Here is a 17,967-nt window from a genome sequence, read left to right as displayed (position 1 = left end):
CACACTGCATATTTCATTTACTGCATGAAGCTGCGGTACAGGTTGGCCCAACTTCAGACAGACTGAAATTGACTGTTACGGTTGTAGCACAATCCCTGCAGCTTATAACAGGTTCAGTGTTGCGTGAATGTTAAGTCTGGCATTCGTGCCAGTACGTATTACCTGAAAAATAACTGCCCGCATCAATACTTCTTTTCCGTCAAAAGAGCCGAATAATGATCAATAACATCATATATTTTTCAATCAAGAACAAACTGATTGTGGGTTTGATGACAGTCAGCCTAATATGTGCTGGCGTTTATTCCATGTTCACCATGAATCTTGGTTCACTGCCAGACATCACTAATAATCAGGTGCAGGTCATCACGGTGTCTCAAAATCTGGCGACCGAGGACATCGAACGATTTGTCACCTTTCCGGTTGAACTGGCAATGGCCAATCTGCCCGGTGTTGTGGAAATCCGGTCCATCTCACGTTTTGGCCTTTCAGTTGTAACTATCGTCTTTGAGGATGATATGGGAATTTACCTGCCACGCCAGCTGGTCCAGGAAAAACTGAACACTGTCAGGCAACAGATTCCAAAACAGTTTGGAAACCCATATATGGGCCCTATCACAACGGGCCTGGGTGAAATATATCAGTATACCCTTCAACCCAAACCGGGTTACGAAGCCGCCTTTTCACCCACGGAATTGCGCACTATTCAAGACTGGATTGTAAAACGACAAATGGCGCTGGTGGATGGCGTCGTGGGAATCAATTCCTTCGGCGGAAAAATTAAGCAATACGAAATTGCCATCAACCCTGAACGACTGAACGCCAACAATATTTCCATTTCCGAGGTGTTTGAAGCGCTACGTCGCAACAATGCCAATACCGGCGGGGCGTATATTGAAAAACACAACATGGCTAATTTTATCCGCGGCGAAGGACTGGTACGTTCACTCGACGACATCCAAAATATCTTCATAAAAAATGAAAATGGCATTCCTGTTTTAATCAGAGATATTGCAGAAAAAGTACACTTTGGCCACCAGGTGCGCTACGGCGCTTTTACACAGGATGGCAGAGAAGCGGTTGGCGGCATGATAATGATGCTGCGAGGTTCCAATTCAAACGCCGTTATTCACAATGTTCAGGAACGCATCGGTGAAATTCAAAAATCTCTGCCAGAAAGTATTGAAATCAAACCGTTTCTGGATAGAAGCGCATTGATAGAAAGGACCACCTCAACTGTCACCCAGAATCTTACAGAAGGCGCACTCATTGTCATTTTTGTCCTGGTCATACTGTTAGGCAGTATACGCGGCGGGATTATTACCGCCAGCGCCATTCCTTTATCACTGCTGTTTGCTTTTATCATGATGCGCCTGTTCGATGTATCAGGCAACCTGATCAGCCTGGGCGCTATTGATTTCGGGATCATTGTCGATGGCGTCGTCATCATAGTCGAACGAACCGTTTTTGAAATTCAGAAGCAGCTCAGGTCGAATACTTTCGCAATCAGTCAGGATGTCATGGATGACATCGCCTATAACGCAGGTAGCACCATGATGAAAACAGCGTTTTTTGGCCAGCTGATTATTTTGATTGTGTTTATTCCCATCCTGTCGCTGACCGGCATTGAAGGCAAAATGTTCCATCCCATGGCTTATACGCTTGGCTTCGCCATGCTGGGCGCCATCCTGCTGTGCCTGACTTACGTTCCGATGATGTCCGCCCTGCTTTTAAAGCCGACAAAAAACAAAGGAAGCCGGCATGAAAAATGGGGCAAGCGACTCGAGAATTGCGGTAACCGTATTGTGGGCGGATTTCATTACGCTTACCGGCCATTGCTGAAAAGCGCCTTGCGACATAAAACAATTGTCATCATTGTCGCGATATCCCTATTCGGCTCGGCCGGTTTTGTTTTTTCCAGAATGGGCGGCGTGTTTATACCCCAGCTGGACGAGGGTGACATAGCAATGCAGGCATTGATCAGACCGGGTAGCAGCCTCACTGAAGCCATCGAGGTTTCCAACAAAATAGAAAACCTTCTGCTGGAGAATTTCCCTGAGATTCAAACCGTTTTATCCAGAATTGGGGTCTCCGATATTCCGACCGACCCAATGCCAATGGATATCGCCGACATGTTCATCATTCTGGAAAAAGACACCAGTCAGTGGATTTCCGCAAATTCAAAGGATGCGCTCATAGAAAAAATAAAAACTCTGCTCGATAGCAGGCTTGTGGGTGTCAACCTGGTTTTCAGTCAGCCGGTTGAGCTTCGTTTCAACGAGCTGTTAACCGGAGTTCGAGAAGATATTGCTGTAAAGTTGTACGGTGATGATCTTGGTGTACTGGCACAGAAAGTTGAACAAATGGCAAAAATCATCCAAACGGTGCCCGGGGTGGGTGATGTCAGCCCTGAGAGAATTACCGGTCTTGCCCAAATGACCGTGCGTTACAACCGGGAGAAACTCGCTCAGTACGAATTGAATATTGAGAAGCTGAATGAATATATCAATACGGCATTTGCCGGCGGTGTTGCAGGCATCATACTGGAAGGCGAGAAGCGCTTTGAAATGGTTATACGCTTTGATCCTGCCTACCAGAAAAGTATTGATGATTTACGCAATCTTTACGTGGACCTGCCCAATGGCCATCAAATTCCGCTCCAGGAACTGGCGGATATCAATTACGCGCAGGGACCCATGCAAATTTCACGCGACAATGCCTATCGAAGAATCTATGTAGGCGTCAACACCCGAGGGCGCGATGTCGAATCCGTGGTCAGGGATATCCAGCAAAAGCTGAATACCGAGCTGGATTTGCCGCCTGGATACTACCTTACTTATGGCGGCGAATACGAGAACCTGCTCAGCGCAAAACAGAGACTAACTGTACTTGTTCCCATTGTTTTATTCATGGTTTTTTTACTGCTCTACTTTGCCCTGAGGTCAATTTCCCACTCCCTGATAATCTTCACCGGTGTTCCACTGGCTGCAATTGGCGGTGTATTCGCACTATGGATACGAGACATGCCCTTCAGTATTTCTGCCGGCATTGGTTTTATTGTTGTTTTTGGCATCGCCGTGCTTGACGATCTGGTACTCATAGATCGTTTCAACACATTAAAAGCGGAAGGAATCACCCATATCAAACAACGCATTCTTATCGGCACCAAAGAGCGAATCAGACCCATCCTGCTCGCTGATACAACAGATATTGTTGGTTTTATGCCAATGGCACTTGCCGTTACGGCAGGTTCTGAAATCCAGCATCCACTATCCACCGTTGTCATAGGAGGTCTATTATCGTCCGCGCTGTTTACACTGGTCGTGCTGCCGGTATTGTATGCGATTGTTGAAACCCATGGTGCTGAAACCCCAAAAGGGACAGAGAAGAAGAGCCGCGAAAAAACTCTAATCTCAAAATCGAGAAAACCAATGTCCATTTTGCTCCTGTTATTCGTTTCATTGTACGCCGCCACAGCGATGCCAGCACCAACACACCCATCCGGAAGCGAACAAACGATCACGCTGGACGATGCCCAACGACTTGCCGTTGAAAATTTTCCAAAAATCCAGGCTGCGAAACTAGAAATAGAAAACCAGAAAGTTTTAAAAAAGACTGCCTGGAACCTGGGCAACACGTCCATTTTTACCGGTGGAGAAGAAATTGGTAAAGCGCAAGGCGTTTACACCCAAATCGGCATACAGCAACGTCAGATCGATGTATTCGGTGTATCGCCCAAACTAAAACTTCAAGAAAAGCGAATAGGATTGGCTGAAAGTGTGTTTAGACTCTCTGTTATAGAGGTGGAGCGTGAAGTCAGCCGGGCCTGGGCCGAGGCCTATACAGCCCAAAAAAACTATAAGGTGTACACACGCCTTGATTCAATCTTCAAGGATATCAAACGGGCAGCCAGTATACGGTTTGAGGTTGGCGCAACCTCCAGACTGGAATACCTGGCGACAACGAACCAGGGAAACCAAGTGCAGATATTAAAAGAACAGGCCTATCGTGATTATCTGAGCGCAATACAGAAACTCAACCTATGGTTTGTCACCGAAACATTTTTTAACGTCCCTGACACGCCGGCGCATCAACTGGATACACCGCTTGAATCAACGGCCGGTGCTTTGGAAAATCACCCATTATTGGATGTTTCCAAACAACAAATCAGTGTAGCTGACGCAGCTGTCAATGAAAGAAAAGCGCAGTTTATGCCAAAATTCAACCTGATGTACGGCAAACAGGAGATTACAGGACTACCGGGCGGCTTTCACCAGTTCCAGGCAGGCATTCAGATTCCGCTGTTTTTCGGCCCGGAACTGGGAAGGTCACAATCGGCCAAAATTCAACGTTCAATCGCAACCCAGAATCTTCGGCAAACGCAACGGGAACTGAATACTGCATATCAAAGTATTCGCGAACAATACACCAAATGGTTGAATTCATGGCGATACTATCAGCAAACAGCACTTCCCATGGCACAGGAACAACAAGAAGGCGCGCTGTTTGCATACAGGCAAGGCGCAATCGACTACGTCACATTTTTGCAAAATATGCGCGAGGCGATACGTGTTGAAATCGATTCATGGAATGCCTTTGGCAATTATCTGGACAGCCGCTTTCAACTGGAATACTTCTTGAAAACAACACACTGAAAATTTTTTGAATAAAGAACGAATTAAATGAGCCAATACAAACTGTCCCTGCTTGCTTACTTGATGCTGATTATTCTGTCCGTATCCGGCTGTTACCAACAGACTTACGATCGCCCTGCGCCGAAAGCAGAAAACGGACACAAGCACCATCATTCCGATGTCAAGGAATTTGATCGTCACAGCAAAACGGACTCTATGCATATGCACCAAGAAATCAATGAGGTGCATTTGTCTGAATTGATGCTCGCCAACCTGGACATCAGGATCGACACTTTACCTGTTCGCTCACTTTCAGGAAAAATTAAAGTAAACGGCAGGCTTGCCCTGTTTCCACAACACAGAGCCACCGTTACAGCAATTCTGGGCGCAAACGTCACTGCAATCGAAGTGATAGAAGGAGAAAAAGTACACAAAGGTCAGGTGCTGGCTTATCTCTCACACCCCAATCTGACCAATCTTCAGGCAGCTTACATACGTGTCTATAATCAAATGCAGTTCCTGAAAAAGGAATATCTGCGTGAAGAACACCTTTTTGAGGCAGGTGTCGGCTCTGCCAAAGCATTTCAACAGGCAAAAGCAGATTACCTGGCAATGAAAGGTGAAATCGCAGGATATGAGGCGCAATTAGTACAGCTGAATATTGATGCCAGGCAGGTCAGAACCGGAAAAATTCTGCAAAGCGTCCCTGTCGTCAGCCCGATTGACGGCAACATCGAAAAGGTGCTGATACAACTGGGACAATTTGTCGACCCCAATGCTACATTGTTTATGATCATGAATCTGGAGCATATTCACGCTGACCTGATGGTGTTTGAAAAAAACGTTTCTCAAGTTCGTGAAGGCCAGCAAGTATCATTCAGAGTTGAATCTCTCCCGGGGAAAACAATATCCGCACGAATCTTTGCGGTCGGAAAGAATTTTGAGCAAACGCCCAGGGCTGTCCATGTGCATGCAGAAATTGAACAAAAACACAGCCTCATGATTCCAGGCATGTATATTTCCGGTGAAATCCATATCGAAAACTCGTCTGTCACTGCGCTGCCGGAAAGTGCTGTTGTCACAGACGACGGAAAATCGTTTATTTTCTCTGCGGAACCTCACCGTCAAAATGGGAAAATGGAATGGATTTTCAGGCCTGTCGAGGTCAGAACGGGTATTTCGGATGATGGGTGGATTGAACTATTTCCAGTCGAATCATTCCCGGACAATGCCAAGGTGGCATGGAACAATGCCTATTACCTGATTGCGGAAATAAACAAAAGCGAAACCTCTCACGCGCATTAATTGTATTGGCTCAGCTGTATTAGTTTAGATGCGAACAAATTTCCTTTAGCTTCCTTATGATCAAATACCACCAGACTAGCCGGTGGTACTGAATGATGATCATTGAATCGACTACATGGAATTGATTCAGTGATTCATGTGCGCATCCTGTTCATCATCACCGTCATGTGTCGCCTCACCATGACTTCCATGCGGTGAATGTTCAATCTCTTCATGATCATGTTCTTGTTTTTCACCATGTTCTTTTTCATGACCATGACCATGGCCGTGTCCGTGCCCATGCGCACCCTCTTTTTCGTCTCCGTGTCCATGACCGTGTCCGTGTCCGTGTCCGTGTCCATGATCAGCGTTATCTTTGTCATGCTTCTCACCGTGATCATGATCCTTTTTCATTTGTGCGTGCATGTCTTCCATCATCCAGTGGATCTCGTCCATATCCAGAAAACGATCATTATTCAAATCATGTTTGTTAAATTTCTCGCCCTGAAATTTCATGAATTCTCTTCTGCTGATTTTGCCATCTCCATCAGCATCCATTTTGGATATTTTCTTTTCACACATTTCACATGAATCCTGATCATGATGATGGTCATCATCAAGACCTGGACTATGCGCCATGACAGAAGGCAGGTTCAGCGTAAATACAAATAAAGCTGCTGCCGCAGACACTGAAATTAAGCGTTTAGAGTCGGACATGTTTGTTCTCCTTGTAAGTGAATGTACTGATACGAAAAAATAATAGCATGCTTTCCGAGCCACATTTAATAACACGTCGGCATAAAAAACTGCTTCGACCGAGTCAATAATGATCAATCGTTGATTATGATTCCGGCATGTACAGCAGCGATATCATCGCTTGTTATATAGCAATAAAATGTTCCCGGTAATACTTGAGTTCATTGATAGAATCATAAATATCGGCCAATGCTTCGTGTTTGCTTTCTTTTTTCAATCCTGAAGCGATTTCAGGCTTCCAGCGTTTGACAAGTTCTTTGAGCGTGCTGACATCCAGATTGCGGTAGTGAAAATACGCTTCAAGTTCCGGCATCCAGCGTGCCATAAAGCGGCGATCCTGGCAAATTGAATTGCCGCACATGGGTGAAGCACCAGAGGGTACATGTTGCCGCAGGAAAGACAGCATTTGTGTTTCCACATCGGTCTCCGTCATTGTTGACGTTTTGACCTTGCCAATCAGACCTGATTTTGCATGCGTCGACCGGTTCCACTTGTCCATACCCTCAAGCACTGCATTTGATTGAGAAACAACCAGAACAGGACTTTCGGCAAGCATATTGAGCTGTCCGTCGGTAATGACAATCGCGACCTCAATGATTCGGTCTTTATCCGGATCAAGACCGGTCATCTCCATATCAATCCAAATAAGGTTATGATTATTGTTATCTTGTGCCATAATTAAACAAAAAGTCAGAATTAATGAATGTAATCTGTTTTATTTTGTCACAAACGGTATCACAACGTCACTTTCAATATCGATTACTTAGAAAATAACCATGATGCAATCATTTACCTTGATTTTTATCACTGTTTTATTATTGACCGTTTCGATTCAGGCATGGCTGTCATCACGGCATATCCGTCATGTACGTGCGCATCAGAACAGAGTCCCCGAGGAATTTGCCAGCAAGATCAGCCTTTCTGATCACCGCAAGGCAGCTGATTATACCTGCGCAAAAACTCGTGCCGGTTATCCCGGTATTTTTCTGCATGCAGGAATATTGCTGATTCTGACGCTGGGCGGTGGATTGGATGCTATCAGTCATTATTGGTCAGAATGGTTCAATGATCCGATCATTCACGGCATGGCCCTGATCATGAGTACGTTCCTGATCATGAGCCTGGTGGAAATACCGTTGAGTTATTACCGGATTTTTGTCATCGAGGAACGGTTCGGTTTCAATAAAATGACTCCAGCCATGTTTTTTGCCGACTTGATCAAACAAGGTCTGCTGATGGCCTTGTTAGGCATGCCCCTGCTATTTGCCATTCTGTGGCTGATGGAAAAAACCGGCGAATTCTGGTGGCTCTACGCCTGGGCGGGATGGATGGCATTCAATTTATTTTTACTGGCCATTTTCCCGACCTGGATTGCACCTCTGTTCAATCGATTTACTCCACTTGAAGACGAGTCGCTTAAAACGCGCATCGAGCAACTGATGAAAAAATGCGGTTTTAAGTCCAGTGGCCTGTTTGTAATGGATGGCTCACGCCGCAGCAAACATGGCAATGCGTATTTTACCGGATTTGGTAAAACCAAACGCATAGTCTTTTTTGACACGTTGCTCTCAAGCCTCGAACCCAGGGAAATTGAAGCTGTTTTAGCACACGAACTCGGGCATTTCAAACACCGCCATGTGATCAAAAGGATTGCTCTCTCGTTCGTACTAAGTCTGGCATTCTTCTGGCTTCTCGGTTATCTGATGAATCAACCCTGGTTTTATGAAGGCCTGGGTGTAACCGGTACTTCGGTACCTGCGCCTGCGATGGCGTTGCTGCTTTTTTTTCTTGTAATGCCTGTATTTACCTTCCTGTTTCATCCGGTTTCGAGCATTTATTCACGCAAGCACGAATTTGAAGCCGATGCCTATGCTGCCAAAAATGCATCTGCTGATAATCTGATCAGCGCACTGGTTAAGCTCTACCAGGATAATGCCGCTACCTTGACACCCGATCCGTTACACTCGACTTTTTACGATTCGCACCCGCCAGCTTCCATTCGGGTAGCGCATCTGCAAAATCAGTTACAACCTTAAATCTTAAATCTACGCAAAATTGAATGTATGAATGATCTTACAACCAAGCAATGCAAACCCTGTGAAGGCGGCGTCGCACCGCTAAACGCCGAAGCTGCGGCGAAATTACTACAGCAACTCGACGAATGGCATTTACAGGAAAAGCAAATTACCAAAACCTATTCTTTCAAGAACTATTATCAAACCATGGCTTTCGTCAATGCCGTAGCATGGGTCTCACATCGGGAGGATCATCATCCTGACATGACCGTCAGCTATAACCGGTGTGAAGTCACATATACCACACATGCCATTGGCGGCCTGTCTGAAAATGACTTCATCTGCGCCGCCAAAATAGACAAGCTGTTCAGCATTTGAACGCGTTTCAACCGCACGGCAGCTCACATCAGACAGGTCTGGTTATCGCCGTTTTTGGCAGGCACTACTCGGTAGAAACAGCCGAGGGAGAGCTGCTATCGTGTGTAATGCGTGGCAAGAAAGGAGGCGTTGCTTGCGGCGACAAGGTAACAATCAGGGCGACCGGAACTGACCAGGGTGTTATCGAGGCCTTACATCCTCGCAAAACACTTTTGTATCGCAGCGATGCTTTCAAGGAAAAAATCATTGCAGCCAATGTATCGCAAATCATTATAGTCGTTGCCGCAGTACCCAGTTACAGTGAAGAACTCGTAAATCGCTGTCTCATCGCTGCCGAAAGCCAGAAAATTCGCTCCATCCTCGTATTGAACAAGACCGATCTGACCGAACCAACACAAAATGCCACAGAAACCCTGTCGCTGTACGAAGCTATAGGCTATCCGCTGATCAGGGTCAGCGCAATACAAAATATTTCACCACTAAAGCCTTATCTTAAAAATCACTTGAGCGTACTGGCCGGTCAATCCGGAATGGGCAAATCGACACTGCTCAATGCGCTGGTTCCCGGTGCACAACGTGCCACAGCGGATATTTCAACGGCACTGGATTCTGGTTGTCACACTACGACCCATTCGCGCCTTTATCATCTTGACGCGGACAGCGCTATCATTGATTCACCAGGTATTCAGGCATTCGGGCTGCATCATGTCAGTAATGAAGACATTGCGTGGTGTTTTATCGAATTCCGCCCTTATATCGGACATTGCAGATTTCATAATTGCCGGCACCTCAATGAACCAGGATGCGCGCTCATTATTGCAGCAGAGAATGGTAAGATCAGTGACAGGCGACTGATGTATTATCAGAAACTGCAACAACACTGACAGGAACAATTCCATGCATTTGATCAACCGCACGACGATACGCTGCATCCTTTTGGCGGCGATGGTCGCCATGAGCCCGGTACGGCCAGTTACAGCCGATTTGGGCATTTCGCTCAGAATCGGTCAGCTTGGTTTTTACGGAGAGATACATCTAGGTGAATTTTTTCCAGCACCTGAACTAATTTACACTGAGCCGGTTATTATTCACAGACCATCCGTACATATTGTCCAACAACCCATTTATTTGCATGTACCGCCCGGCCACGTCAGACTGTGGCACCGCTATTGCTATCAATATAACGCCTGCAACCGGCCTGTCTTCTTTGTTCGTGAACGATGGTACAACAATATTTATGTTCCTCAATATCATCGACACAATACGCTTCAACACCGATATGGAAACAAGCATGCTGATGATTACCGTGACAAGCACCGTCACAAAGATAATGACCGTCATTACGATTTTGACAGACACGACAAAAACGACAAGCATCGCAGGCATGACCGGAGGCATGGAAGAAAGCATGACGATTAAGGCGGACTGGATTACGCCTGTTTAGACTTTGAACCGGACCTGGATATCACTGGCATACGACAACGCGCAGGCGTTTCTCAGCTGAGAGACCAGTTCACGGGCCTCCTGTGTATCATGTACAATCGAGAGCGGCAGGTCCAGTTCAATTTTGATCTCACCGGACAGATAATGCAGCACCACTCCTTCTATTGCCGAAACAGGCAGGTGCGGCCAGCATTGTTTCAACGCCTCAATGACTTGTTCCCGGTTTGGCAGATTATCACATGGCGAACCGGATTCGTCATCTTCCGGGTCGATATGCACGGTTACATCCGACACGACATCTATTGCATCAAGCAGGCGCCTGCGGACAGTATCGCCGATTTGGTGTCCTTCCGATACGCTCAGCAAGGGATCAACCTGAATGTGTACATCAATGATCGCATTGCCGGCACTTTTTCGTGAACGTAACATATGCATCGAACGCACCCCTTTTACATCAAATATATGCTTGCGAATTGCATTGACCTCCTCTCGATCCAGCGCCGTATCTATCAATTCCAGTGAACTGGAACGCACGAGATCAAAGCCGATTTTGGCTATCATCACGGCTACAACCACAGCAGCAACCGCATCCAGATATGGCTGTCCATACATGGCACCCGCAATTCCCAGCATGACAACAATTGACGAAATCGCGTCCGAACGGCTATGCCATGCATTTGCCATCAGCATATCAGAACGCAGTCGCCGCGCAGCAGCAACCGTATATCGATAGATCCATTCTTTGGAGATGATTGACAGGATGGCCACGGCCAGTGCCAGACCACCGGGTACCGGCAAGTTTTCTGATTCACTAAGACGGTGAATGGAATCATAGGCGACACCGCAGGCAACCGCTATCAATACGATACCAAGCGCGACCGTTGCAAGTGTCTCGATACGTCCATGGCCGTAAGGGTGTTTTTCGTCCGCCGCCTTGTGCGCATGCTTGGCGGCATACAGTACAAAAAAGTCTGTAAACACATCGGAAAAGGAATGAATCCCATCCGCAATCAACGCTTGTGAATTTGCCAGCCAGCCGAATATCACTTTAACAACACCCAGCAAAAAATCGATGACGGAGCCGATCAGCGTTACTTTACGAATATCGCGGTAGCGTCTCTGCCGCGATGGTATGGTTGAATTAGAGTTCATTCCCGGCGCATTGATTATGATTGAAATGAGACAGCACTCTGCAGCTAAACTTCAGGCCAAACGACTTGATATCATGCCAACAGGATTGCTGTGACCGACAGAGGTTTGAAACAGCTTTGGCAACATCCTGACGTTGAAGCTTGCAAAACAGGTTCAGGCCACAATCGCAAAGCGCCCGAGTCAATGGCTCTGCGGAATTCGCCTGGATATCAGGCATATTCAGAAGCACAGAAGCTGAATTGTTCAAGCTGTTTCTGTCAACATACAATTATTTCAAATTTTGATTGCGTGCATCTCTGCCGATTGTTACTTATATTTAGCGGTTCTCAATGCGATTATAATCCAGTGCCCCATATTCAACAGGGTCTGTCAATTGAAATATTTTATGCAAATGATCACTGAATTGCCAGAAATGCTCATGCGATCGTCGAATACCATACATACTCATCAAATGATGGTAGTCCTCTTCATTTTCCAATTGGCTCACATGGGTTACAAAATCTTCAAGTGTTCCGGATTCAACCTGCCATAATGCATCCGGATAAGCACCAACGAAACCGGGTAACACAGTAACATAATCTTCTTCCGGCACACGGTTGTTCTGTTCAAACAAGAGACTGGTGATATGTGTGTGCGCACTGTTACGCAAAATTGTATAAACCAGATTCTGGCGATCGTGATCAGCCACCATTAACAATCCCATCTCCGGCAGTATACTTGCCGCTCCTCCCCTGAACTCATGCAGTTTTTTTAAAATCTGTCTGTGTCGTTCCGGCACCGTTTCGTTTTCAAGATCATATCGATTGGACAGGATACCAGATAACTTTTGCTGCAGCTGATCATATAAATACGCCTTGGCTTGATTTCCGTCCGGGTATGTAATTTCCGGTTCAGTACGTAACTGCGCATGCCCATACACATATTGTTTCACCCTGTCCTTGGCACCCCGATACCAGTGCTCACGCAATGCGGTACGTGTATCCCCCGGCAACAGGGCCAGAAAATTGAATTCACTTTCCATTCGTAAAAAATCCATATAGAGACGCGTCGACAGCTGGTGGCCGACATTACCGTAAACGTCGAAACCTGCGACCAGCAGATAATGAATACGTTCCAGAATAGGGTAATCGATCAACCATGCCGTTTTGGGTGGCCGCCCTACCAGACCCTCGACCACAGTGGCACTGTCAAAGTGTCTAAAAACGGTCAACGCGGCATTCCAGTTCTGTCCATCGCCATCCCAGACCCAATCGAGGTCGAATCTTTCATCACGTTCTTTTAGAAGCTCATTGAGTCTCTCGCTTTTTTCTTTCAGGTAGGTTGCCTGCAAATCTGAATATTCGGTCCAGTGACTGATAATACCGGCATTACTCTCCCGCTCAGGAGGAATTTTTAACTGTTCGCTGTGTTTTGTTAAAAACCGATCGATACCGGTCAGCGCTTCCTGATCGGGGTTGACAAAAAACACCCAGAAATGATCATTGATTACATTTAGGGCAACCTGTCCACGACAGACGGCCCCCTTGATAAACCCGTTTATAGTAAATTTGGCGTGCTCCAGCATAAAGCGGTAACGAATATTGGCTGGAATTTCGGTAAACGTTTTGAATGGATTCGAAGCCAGCTCGGGATCATAGCCAGGCAGTTCCTTTACGCTGTATGGCGTATCAAAAAACAGCGTCTCGAAGCGCTGCAAACGCCTATTGCTTAAAGCATACGGTAGATGGTTTTTTGCGACAACACTGCTTTCGACTCTTTGCAAACGGTAGTAAACTGTCCCGATTTCCGGGTCATCGTATGGCCTGCGCGTACTGACAATACTGACAGGCTCACCCGGCGGCGTCCGTGAGCGCACGATTCTGAAATAAGCCCGGATATTGCTGTTGTTGAGTTCCAGATCTTCAAAATACAGGTGCCCCAAAAACAGGTGTTCATAAATATAACGCGCTACCAGACGCTGTTTAGCGGTTACTCCGTTCAAAAAGGCTTCCCAGATATGAATCTGGTCCTGATAGACGGCATCCAGTTCCGGCAACGCTGTCAGAGGCGCACCAATCTGTAACCAATTTTCCAGTATTTTCAACTCTGCGGGTTCAATCGGTGGCAAGCCATAAGGCATGCCCCAGTATGGACGGGACTGGGCGAAATCTTCAAATTGATCCATATTTGGGCAGATATTTTCCGGATCGATCGAGAAGTTAAACAATTCTGCAGGCAGGCGTTCATTGTGTTTGACAACTTCGTTGAGGGGATTGTACTTTTTTAGCATCAGCATCTGATAAAGCAGGCTGTCCTGCAAGTGGTCTCCCCCCGGATCCTCGTTTAACACCGGATAAAATTCTTTTTCCCGCCATTCCTGTAAAGTATGTGCGTCTTCAAACAAACGCGTTAAAGGATCGGCAGTTAATCGAGTACCGTTATAAATTATCTGCTTATTTGCACCACGATCGATGCCTTGCGCTGATGCCAGATTAACCTGACAAGGCGCATCGTAGCAGCCATGACAAACCACACAGCGCTTTTCCAGTACTGGCTGAATACGATCCCGGTACAACCGCCCCTGTTCCGATTCAGGTGAAACATACCGATTCGGTAGCGAAGCGGAACCAGCTGGCTGATCAACACTGCATGCCGGCAGTAAAAAACAAATAACAAGCAAGATAATGTTTTTCAATGTTGGTTTTTCCCTTTGACACAATCTGTTTATCTTAACGAATCACTAATACAATATTTTCTTGTTATTCCGGCACGGATAACATAGAGCCCAAATTTTACTTGATCACAAAGTGTGTGGTTGCGCATTTCAGACTATTGCCGATCAATGGCGAGCTGATACTATGCCGCACAACACGCTTGTTCCCAGCCGAACAACCAGACGGCAAGTACATTTCAGATCTGCTCAGTACCTGCTATTCCAGGGCAGGAGCAAACACTACCCTGAATATTACAACCTCGCTTAATGGCTTTTGAATCTTATGCACCCTGGTGTCATGACTTTGTAACCACTCTTTTTTCCGGAAATTCGATACTGAATTCACTGCCTTTACCGACTTCGCTTTTAATTTTGAGCCGCGCCTGATGTCGATTCAGAATATGTTTGACGATTGCAAGCCCGAGACCGGTACCACCTGTCTCTCTTGACCGGCTGCTGTCAACGCGGTAAAAACGCTCGGTCAATCGTGGAATATGTTCAGGTTCAATTCCCACACCGGTATCCCATACTGTAAACAAGCCTTTACCGTTGCTGACAGTCCAGCGTATTCCTATTTCACCGCCCTCGGGTGTATATCGAATTGCGTTACTGATTAAATTACTGAATGCGCTGCGCAGTTCTTCACGACTGGCCAGAATTTGATCTTCACTGTCAACGCTTATTTTGACAGTATGCCTGCCGCTGCTTAATGACTCGGCTTCACGGCGCAGCTCGTAAAGCATGGGCACGATATCCACGGTACTCTCGGTTAATTTGTTTAGGCTGTCTTCCAGTCGTGAAAGCGTTAACAGATCTTCAACAAGATGTTGCATACGCAATGTCTGCTCGGTCATTGCACTCAAAGCCTGATTTTGCATTTCCATGTCCATTTCCGGATCAGCAGTCAACATCTCCAGATAACCTATGATTACCGTGAGCGGTGTGCGCAATTCATGTGACACATTGGCAATAAAATCACGCCGCATGGCCTCGATTCTTTCATAGCTCGTAATATCACGACTGATCAGCAGCTTCTGCTTGTTTCCATACGGCACGAGTTGCATTAACAATGTCAAACGGTGATGACGCATTTGTTTCAGAACCAGTGGTTTGTTGTACTTTCTGGCGGCCAGATATTCAACAAACGACCGTTGACGGACCATATTGGTAATCTGATGCCCAATATCCAACTCCAGATTAATACCCAGATGTTTTTCGGCAACCGGATCACACCATTCAATATGATCTCGCTCGTCCAGAATGACAATACCATCCGGCATTGCAGCAGTTACGCTCTGCAACTGTTTCAACTCGAGATTAATTAATTGCCGGCTTTGGTTTTGCGTACGCACATACCGCGCCAACAGCGCAAATATATTATCCCAGATCCCTGAACCGGCTGGAATGCTGGACGGCGTATGATCTGATATAAGCAACCATTGTTCCAGCGCCGCCAGATGTTTTGTATGATGCACCACCAGCCATAACAAGCTGATGCTGAAAACCGACAATCCAATCAGTGTTTCAGTGAACAAGCCGATCAATAACGCAATCAACGCAATTAACAATACGCTTCCCAGCCGCCGCCAGTAACTAAACACATGCAAGCCCTTTATAAAATGTACTGCAGTTGTGGATTGTATTTAAATCAATAGGTGTCAGTTGCAATATTTTCGAATGGTTAATACTTTGTAAGATCATGCCTTTGATCGTGTTTGTTATTTACGCTTGTTATTTACAAATCCGCAAACCCAAGTATGATGTGTTTTGCAGCTATGGACTAATGTCGACAACCTAATCTATAAAACTCATTACGCAGATATCAGATATGACAGGTTTAACAAAAAATTCACCCGTTCCTACAGAAATTAAGCTACACAAGCAATCCAGAATACTGGAAATCACCTTTTCCGATGGCAAAAAATTTCAATACACCTGCGAGTTTTTACGCGTTCACTCACCGTCGGCCGAAGTCAGCGGTCATGGTTTTGGCCAGGAAATCCTGCAAACTGGCAAAAAAGGCGTCAATATACTTAAAATTGAGCCAGTCGGCCATTATGCCATTCAGCTGTTTTTCAGCGACGGACACAACACCGGTTTATATTCCTGGGATCTGCTCTATAAATATGGACTCAATCAGGATAAAATGTGGCAACAATATCTTCAACGTTTAGAAGAAGCAAACGCAACGCGTGATTCTGAAACTGATCGTCCGACGGACCATCAAACCTGTCGACATCACTGAACAGTACATAAGATTACCATCGATGTATTTAACTTCAGGATCTTAACCTTATTCATTTAAACTATTATGACGAAAACCACGCATTTCGGTTTCAATACCGTTTCCGAGACAGAAAAAGCCGACAAGGTTGCCGATGTTTTTCACTCTGTAGCCGAACGTTACAATCTGATGAATGATCTCATGTCCGCTGGATTACATCGTTACTGGAAACGGTTCGCTATCGAAGTCAGCGGCGTCAAAACCGGCGACAAGGTTCTGGATATAGCCGGCGGCACAGGCGATATGAGTGCGCTTTTTTTAAAACAGGTTGGCGATACAGGCGAAGTCTGGTTAACCGATATTAATAACTCCATGCTATCAATCGGGCGCGACCGCCTTCTCGATGAAGGTCACCCTGTACCTGCAGCACAATGCGATGCAGAAAAGTTGCCCTTCCCAGACAATTATTTTAACTGTGTCAGTGTTGCATTTGGATTGCGTAACATGACACATAAAGAAATTGCGCTCAAAGAAATGCTTCGAACCATCAAACCGGGTGGCACCGTTATTGTCCTGGAGTTCTCGAAAGTCTGGGAACCTTTACGACCAGCGTATGACACATACTCATTCAAATTGCTTCCTGTCATGGGTAAAGTGTTTGCCAACGACTCGGATAGTTATCGTTACCTTGCAGAATCGATACGCGTGCATCCATCACAGGAAACACTCAAGGAGATGATGGAAGAGACCGGCTTTGAACGCGTTGAGTATTTCAACCTGGCTGCAGGAATTGTGGCCCTGCACCGAGGGTACAAATTTTAAACTTCATAACCGGAAATCCGGGTAACCGATATAATACTTCTTCCTGATTTTAGTAAAAAAAACGCCGTCCTTAGACGGCGTTTTGACTTCAAGCAACAACAGGAGAGATTAAAAGTAAAAAACTAAAATATTCTTACGGAGCTTATTCTATTCCGTACAGAACTCTGGTCTGGTCAGTATCTAAAGAAAAAATGTCCTGCTCCCGTATGAATATCCATCACGACGTTGGGTGGATAAGCATAGACGGGAGCTGGGGCATAAACAGGGGCAGGATAATAATTGTAGACATAACCCGGCCTTGAAAAAATCGGTTGGTTGTAAATCGGCGCATAGCCACCTGGGTAAAAATGATGATGACCATGATGATGGTGGCCATGGTGATGATGATGGTGGTGATTATGATGTCGATGCCACCTGCCTGCTTCAGCAAGCGTCGGAATCGTCAATGCAAAACCTAGCAGTACTGCAATGAAGCAGCCTGAACAGCGAACACTCGTATTTGTTTTTGTTTTCATCTTGCGCACCTCCATACCGTCATACGTTATGGCCTAATTGTATGGATGCGAAGCT

14 protein-coding genes are annotated in these 17,967 nt (G+C 46.0%); 9 read left to right on the top strand and 5 right to left on the bottom strand.

Annotated elements, in window-relative coordinates; all coding sequences use genetic code 11:
• Positions 1-215 precede the first annotated feature (215 nt).
• Both BMY62_RS00450 and BMY62_RS00445 read left to right on the top strand, forming a co-directional pair.
• Positions 216-4,652, top strand: coding sequence for a CusA/CzcA family heavy metal efflux RND transporter (locus BMY62_RS00450; protein ID WP_090655001.1), 4,437 nt, complete (start codon positions 216-218; stop codon positions 4,650-4,652).
• 27 nt (positions 4,653-4,679) lie between these two features.
• Positions 4,680-5,936, top strand: coding sequence for an efflux RND transporter periplasmic adaptor subunit (locus tag BMY62_RS00445; protein ID WP_090654998.1), 1,257 nt, complete (start codon positions 4,680-4,682; stop codon positions 5,934-5,936).
• A gap of 126 nt (positions 5,937-6,062) precedes the next feature.
• Here the strand turns inward: BMY62_RS00445 and BMY62_RS00440 are convergent, their stop codons facing one another.
• Both BMY62_RS00440 and orn read right to left on the bottom strand, forming a co-directional pair.
• Positions 6,063-6,632, bottom strand: coding sequence for a hypothetical protein (locus BMY62_RS00440; RefSeq protein ID WP_090654995.1), 570 nt, complete (start codon positions 6,630-6,632; stop codon positions 6,063-6,065).
• Between the two features lie 163 nt (positions 6,633-6,795).
• The gene (orn, locus tag BMY62_RS00435) at positions 6,796-7,347 is read right to left on the bottom strand and encodes an oligoribonuclease (protein WP_090654992.1); all 552 of its coding nucleotides are present in this window, start codon (positions 7,345-7,347) and stop codon (positions 6,796-6,798) included.
• Positions 7,348-7,447: 100 nt separating this feature from the next.
• Between orn and BMY62_RS00430 the strand changes: the two genes are divergently transcribed.
• The 4 genes from BMY62_RS00430 to BMY62_RS00415 are packed head-to-tail and all read left to right on the top strand — an operon-like array spanning position 7,448 to position 10,483.
• The gene (locus BMY62_RS00430) at positions 7,448-8,707 is read left to right on the top strand and encodes a M48 family metallopeptidase (protein WP_090654989.1); all 1,260 of its coding nucleotides are present in this window, start codon (positions 7,448-7,450) and stop codon (positions 8,705-8,707) included.
• 27 nt (positions 8,708-8,734) lie between these two features.
• Positions 8,735-9,064, top strand: a complete 330-nt coding sequence (locus tag BMY62_RS00425) for a 4a-hydroxytetrahydrobiopterin dehydratase (protein WP_090654986.1) — start codon at positions 8,735-8,737, stop codon at positions 9,062-9,064.
• The gene (gene rsgA / locus BMY62_RS00420) at positions 9,061-9,948 is read left to right on the top strand and encodes a ribosome small subunit-dependent GTPase A (protein ID WP_256207365.1); all 888 of its coding nucleotides are present in this window, start codon (positions 9,061-9,063) and stop codon (positions 9,946-9,948) included. The genes BMY62_RS00425 and rsgA overlap by 4 nt, the downstream gene beginning before the upstream one ends.
• 13 nt (positions 9,949-9,961) lie before the next feature.
• Complete coding sequence (locus BMY62_RS00415; RefSeq protein WP_256207364.1) at positions 9,962-10,483, top strand: hypothetical protein; 522 nt, start codon at positions 9,962-9,964, stop codon at positions 10,481-10,483.
• A 21-nt stretch (positions 10,484-10,504) separates the two neighbouring features.
• Here the strand turns inward: BMY62_RS00415 and BMY62_RS00410 are convergent, their stop codons facing one another.
• The 3 genes from BMY62_RS00410 to phoR form a co-directional block, all read right to left on the bottom strand.
• Entirely contained in the window at positions 10,505-11,659 is a 1,155-nt protein-coding gene (locus BMY62_RS00410; RefSeq protein WP_090654984.1) for a cation diffusion facilitator family transporter, read from the bottom strand.
• A 316-nt stretch (positions 11,660-11,975) separates the two neighbouring features.
• A complete protein-coding gene (locus BMY62_RS00405; RefSeq protein WP_177170247.1) occupies positions 11,976-14,333 on the bottom strand; it encodes a fatty acid cis/trans isomerase in 2,358 nt (785 codons plus the stop codon).
• Between the two features lie 314 nt (positions 14,334-14,647).
• Positions 14,648-15,952, bottom strand: coding sequence for a phosphate regulon sensor histidine kinase PhoR (gene phoR / locus BMY62_RS00400; RefSeq protein ID WP_090655294.1), 1,305 nt, complete (start codon positions 15,950-15,952; stop codon positions 14,648-14,650).
• A gap of 227 nt (positions 15,953-16,179) precedes the next feature.
• Here phoR and BMY62_RS00395 point away from each other — a divergent pair, with 227 nt between their 5' ends.
• From BMY62_RS00395 to BMY62_RS16040, 3 genes are all read left to right on the top strand, one after another.
• A complete protein-coding gene (locus tag BMY62_RS00395) occupies positions 16,180-16,596 on the top strand; it encodes a gamma-butyrobetaine hydroxylase family protein (RefSeq protein WP_090654978.1) in 417 nt (138 codons plus the stop codon).
• A gap of 66 nt (positions 16,597-16,662) precedes the next feature.
• On the top strand, positions 16,663-17,397 hold the full coding sequence (gene ubiE / locus BMY62_RS00390) for a bifunctional demethylmenaquinone methyltransferase/2-methoxy-6-polyprenyl-1,4-benzoquinol methylase UbiE (RefSeq protein WP_090654976.1): 735 nt from the start codon (positions 16,663-16,665) through the stop codon (positions 17,395-17,397).
• 229 nt (positions 17,398-17,626) lie between these two features.
• On the top strand, positions 17,627-17,869 hold the full coding sequence (locus BMY62_RS16040; protein ID WP_177170246.1) for a hypothetical protein: 243 nt from the start codon (positions 17,627-17,629) through the stop codon (positions 17,867-17,869).
• The last annotated feature ends 98 nt before the right edge of the window (positions 17,870-17,967 follow it).

It is taken from the genome of Nitrosomonas marina, from assembly GCF_900111605.1.
Lineage (GTDB): Bacteria > Pseudomonadota > Gammaproteobacteria > Burkholderiales > Nitrosomonadaceae > Nitrosomonas > Nitrosomonas marina_A.
The sequence above is the reverse complement of the archived record's forward strand: the minus strand, read 5'-3'. Positions and strand labels throughout refer to the sequence as shown.

Coding starts and splice junctions, on each gene's coding strand:
- orn (WP_090654992.1), bottom strand. CDS start 7,347: ATGGCACAAGATAACAATAATCATAACCTTATTTGGATTGATATGGAG.
- BMY62_RS00425 (WP_090654986.1), top strand. CDS start 8,735: ATGAATGATCTTACAACCAAGCAATGCAAACCCTGTGAAGGCGGCGTC.
- BMY62_RS00410 (WP_090654984.1), bottom strand. CDS start 11,659: ATGAACTCTAATTCAACCATACCATCGCGGCAGAGACGCTACCGCGAT.
- BMY62_RS00415 (WP_256207364.1), top strand. CDS start 9,962: ATGCATTTGATCAACCGCACGACGATACGCTGCATCCTTTTGGCGGCG.
- BMY62_RS00440 (WP_090654995.1), bottom strand. CDS start 6,632: ATGTCCGACTCTAAACGCTTAATTTCAGTGTCTGCGGCAGCAGCTTTA.
- BMY62_RS00430 (WP_090654989.1), top strand. CDS start 7,448: ATGATGCAATCATTTACCTTGATTTTTATCACTGTTTTATTATTGACC.
- BMY62_RS00445 (WP_090654998.1), top strand. CDS start 4,680: ATGAGCCAATACAAACTGTCCCTGCTTGCTTACTTGATGCTGATTATT.
- BMY62_RS00450 (WP_090655001.1), top strand. CDS start 216: ATGATCAATAACATCATATATTTTTCAATCAAGAACAAACTGATTGTG.
- ubiE (WP_090654976.1), top strand. CDS start 16,663: ATGACGAAAACCACGCATTTCGGTTTCAATACCGTTTCCGAGACAGAA.
- BMY62_RS00395 (WP_090654978.1), top strand. CDS start 16,180: ATGACAGGTTTAACAAAAAATTCACCCGTTCCTACAGAAATTAAGCTA.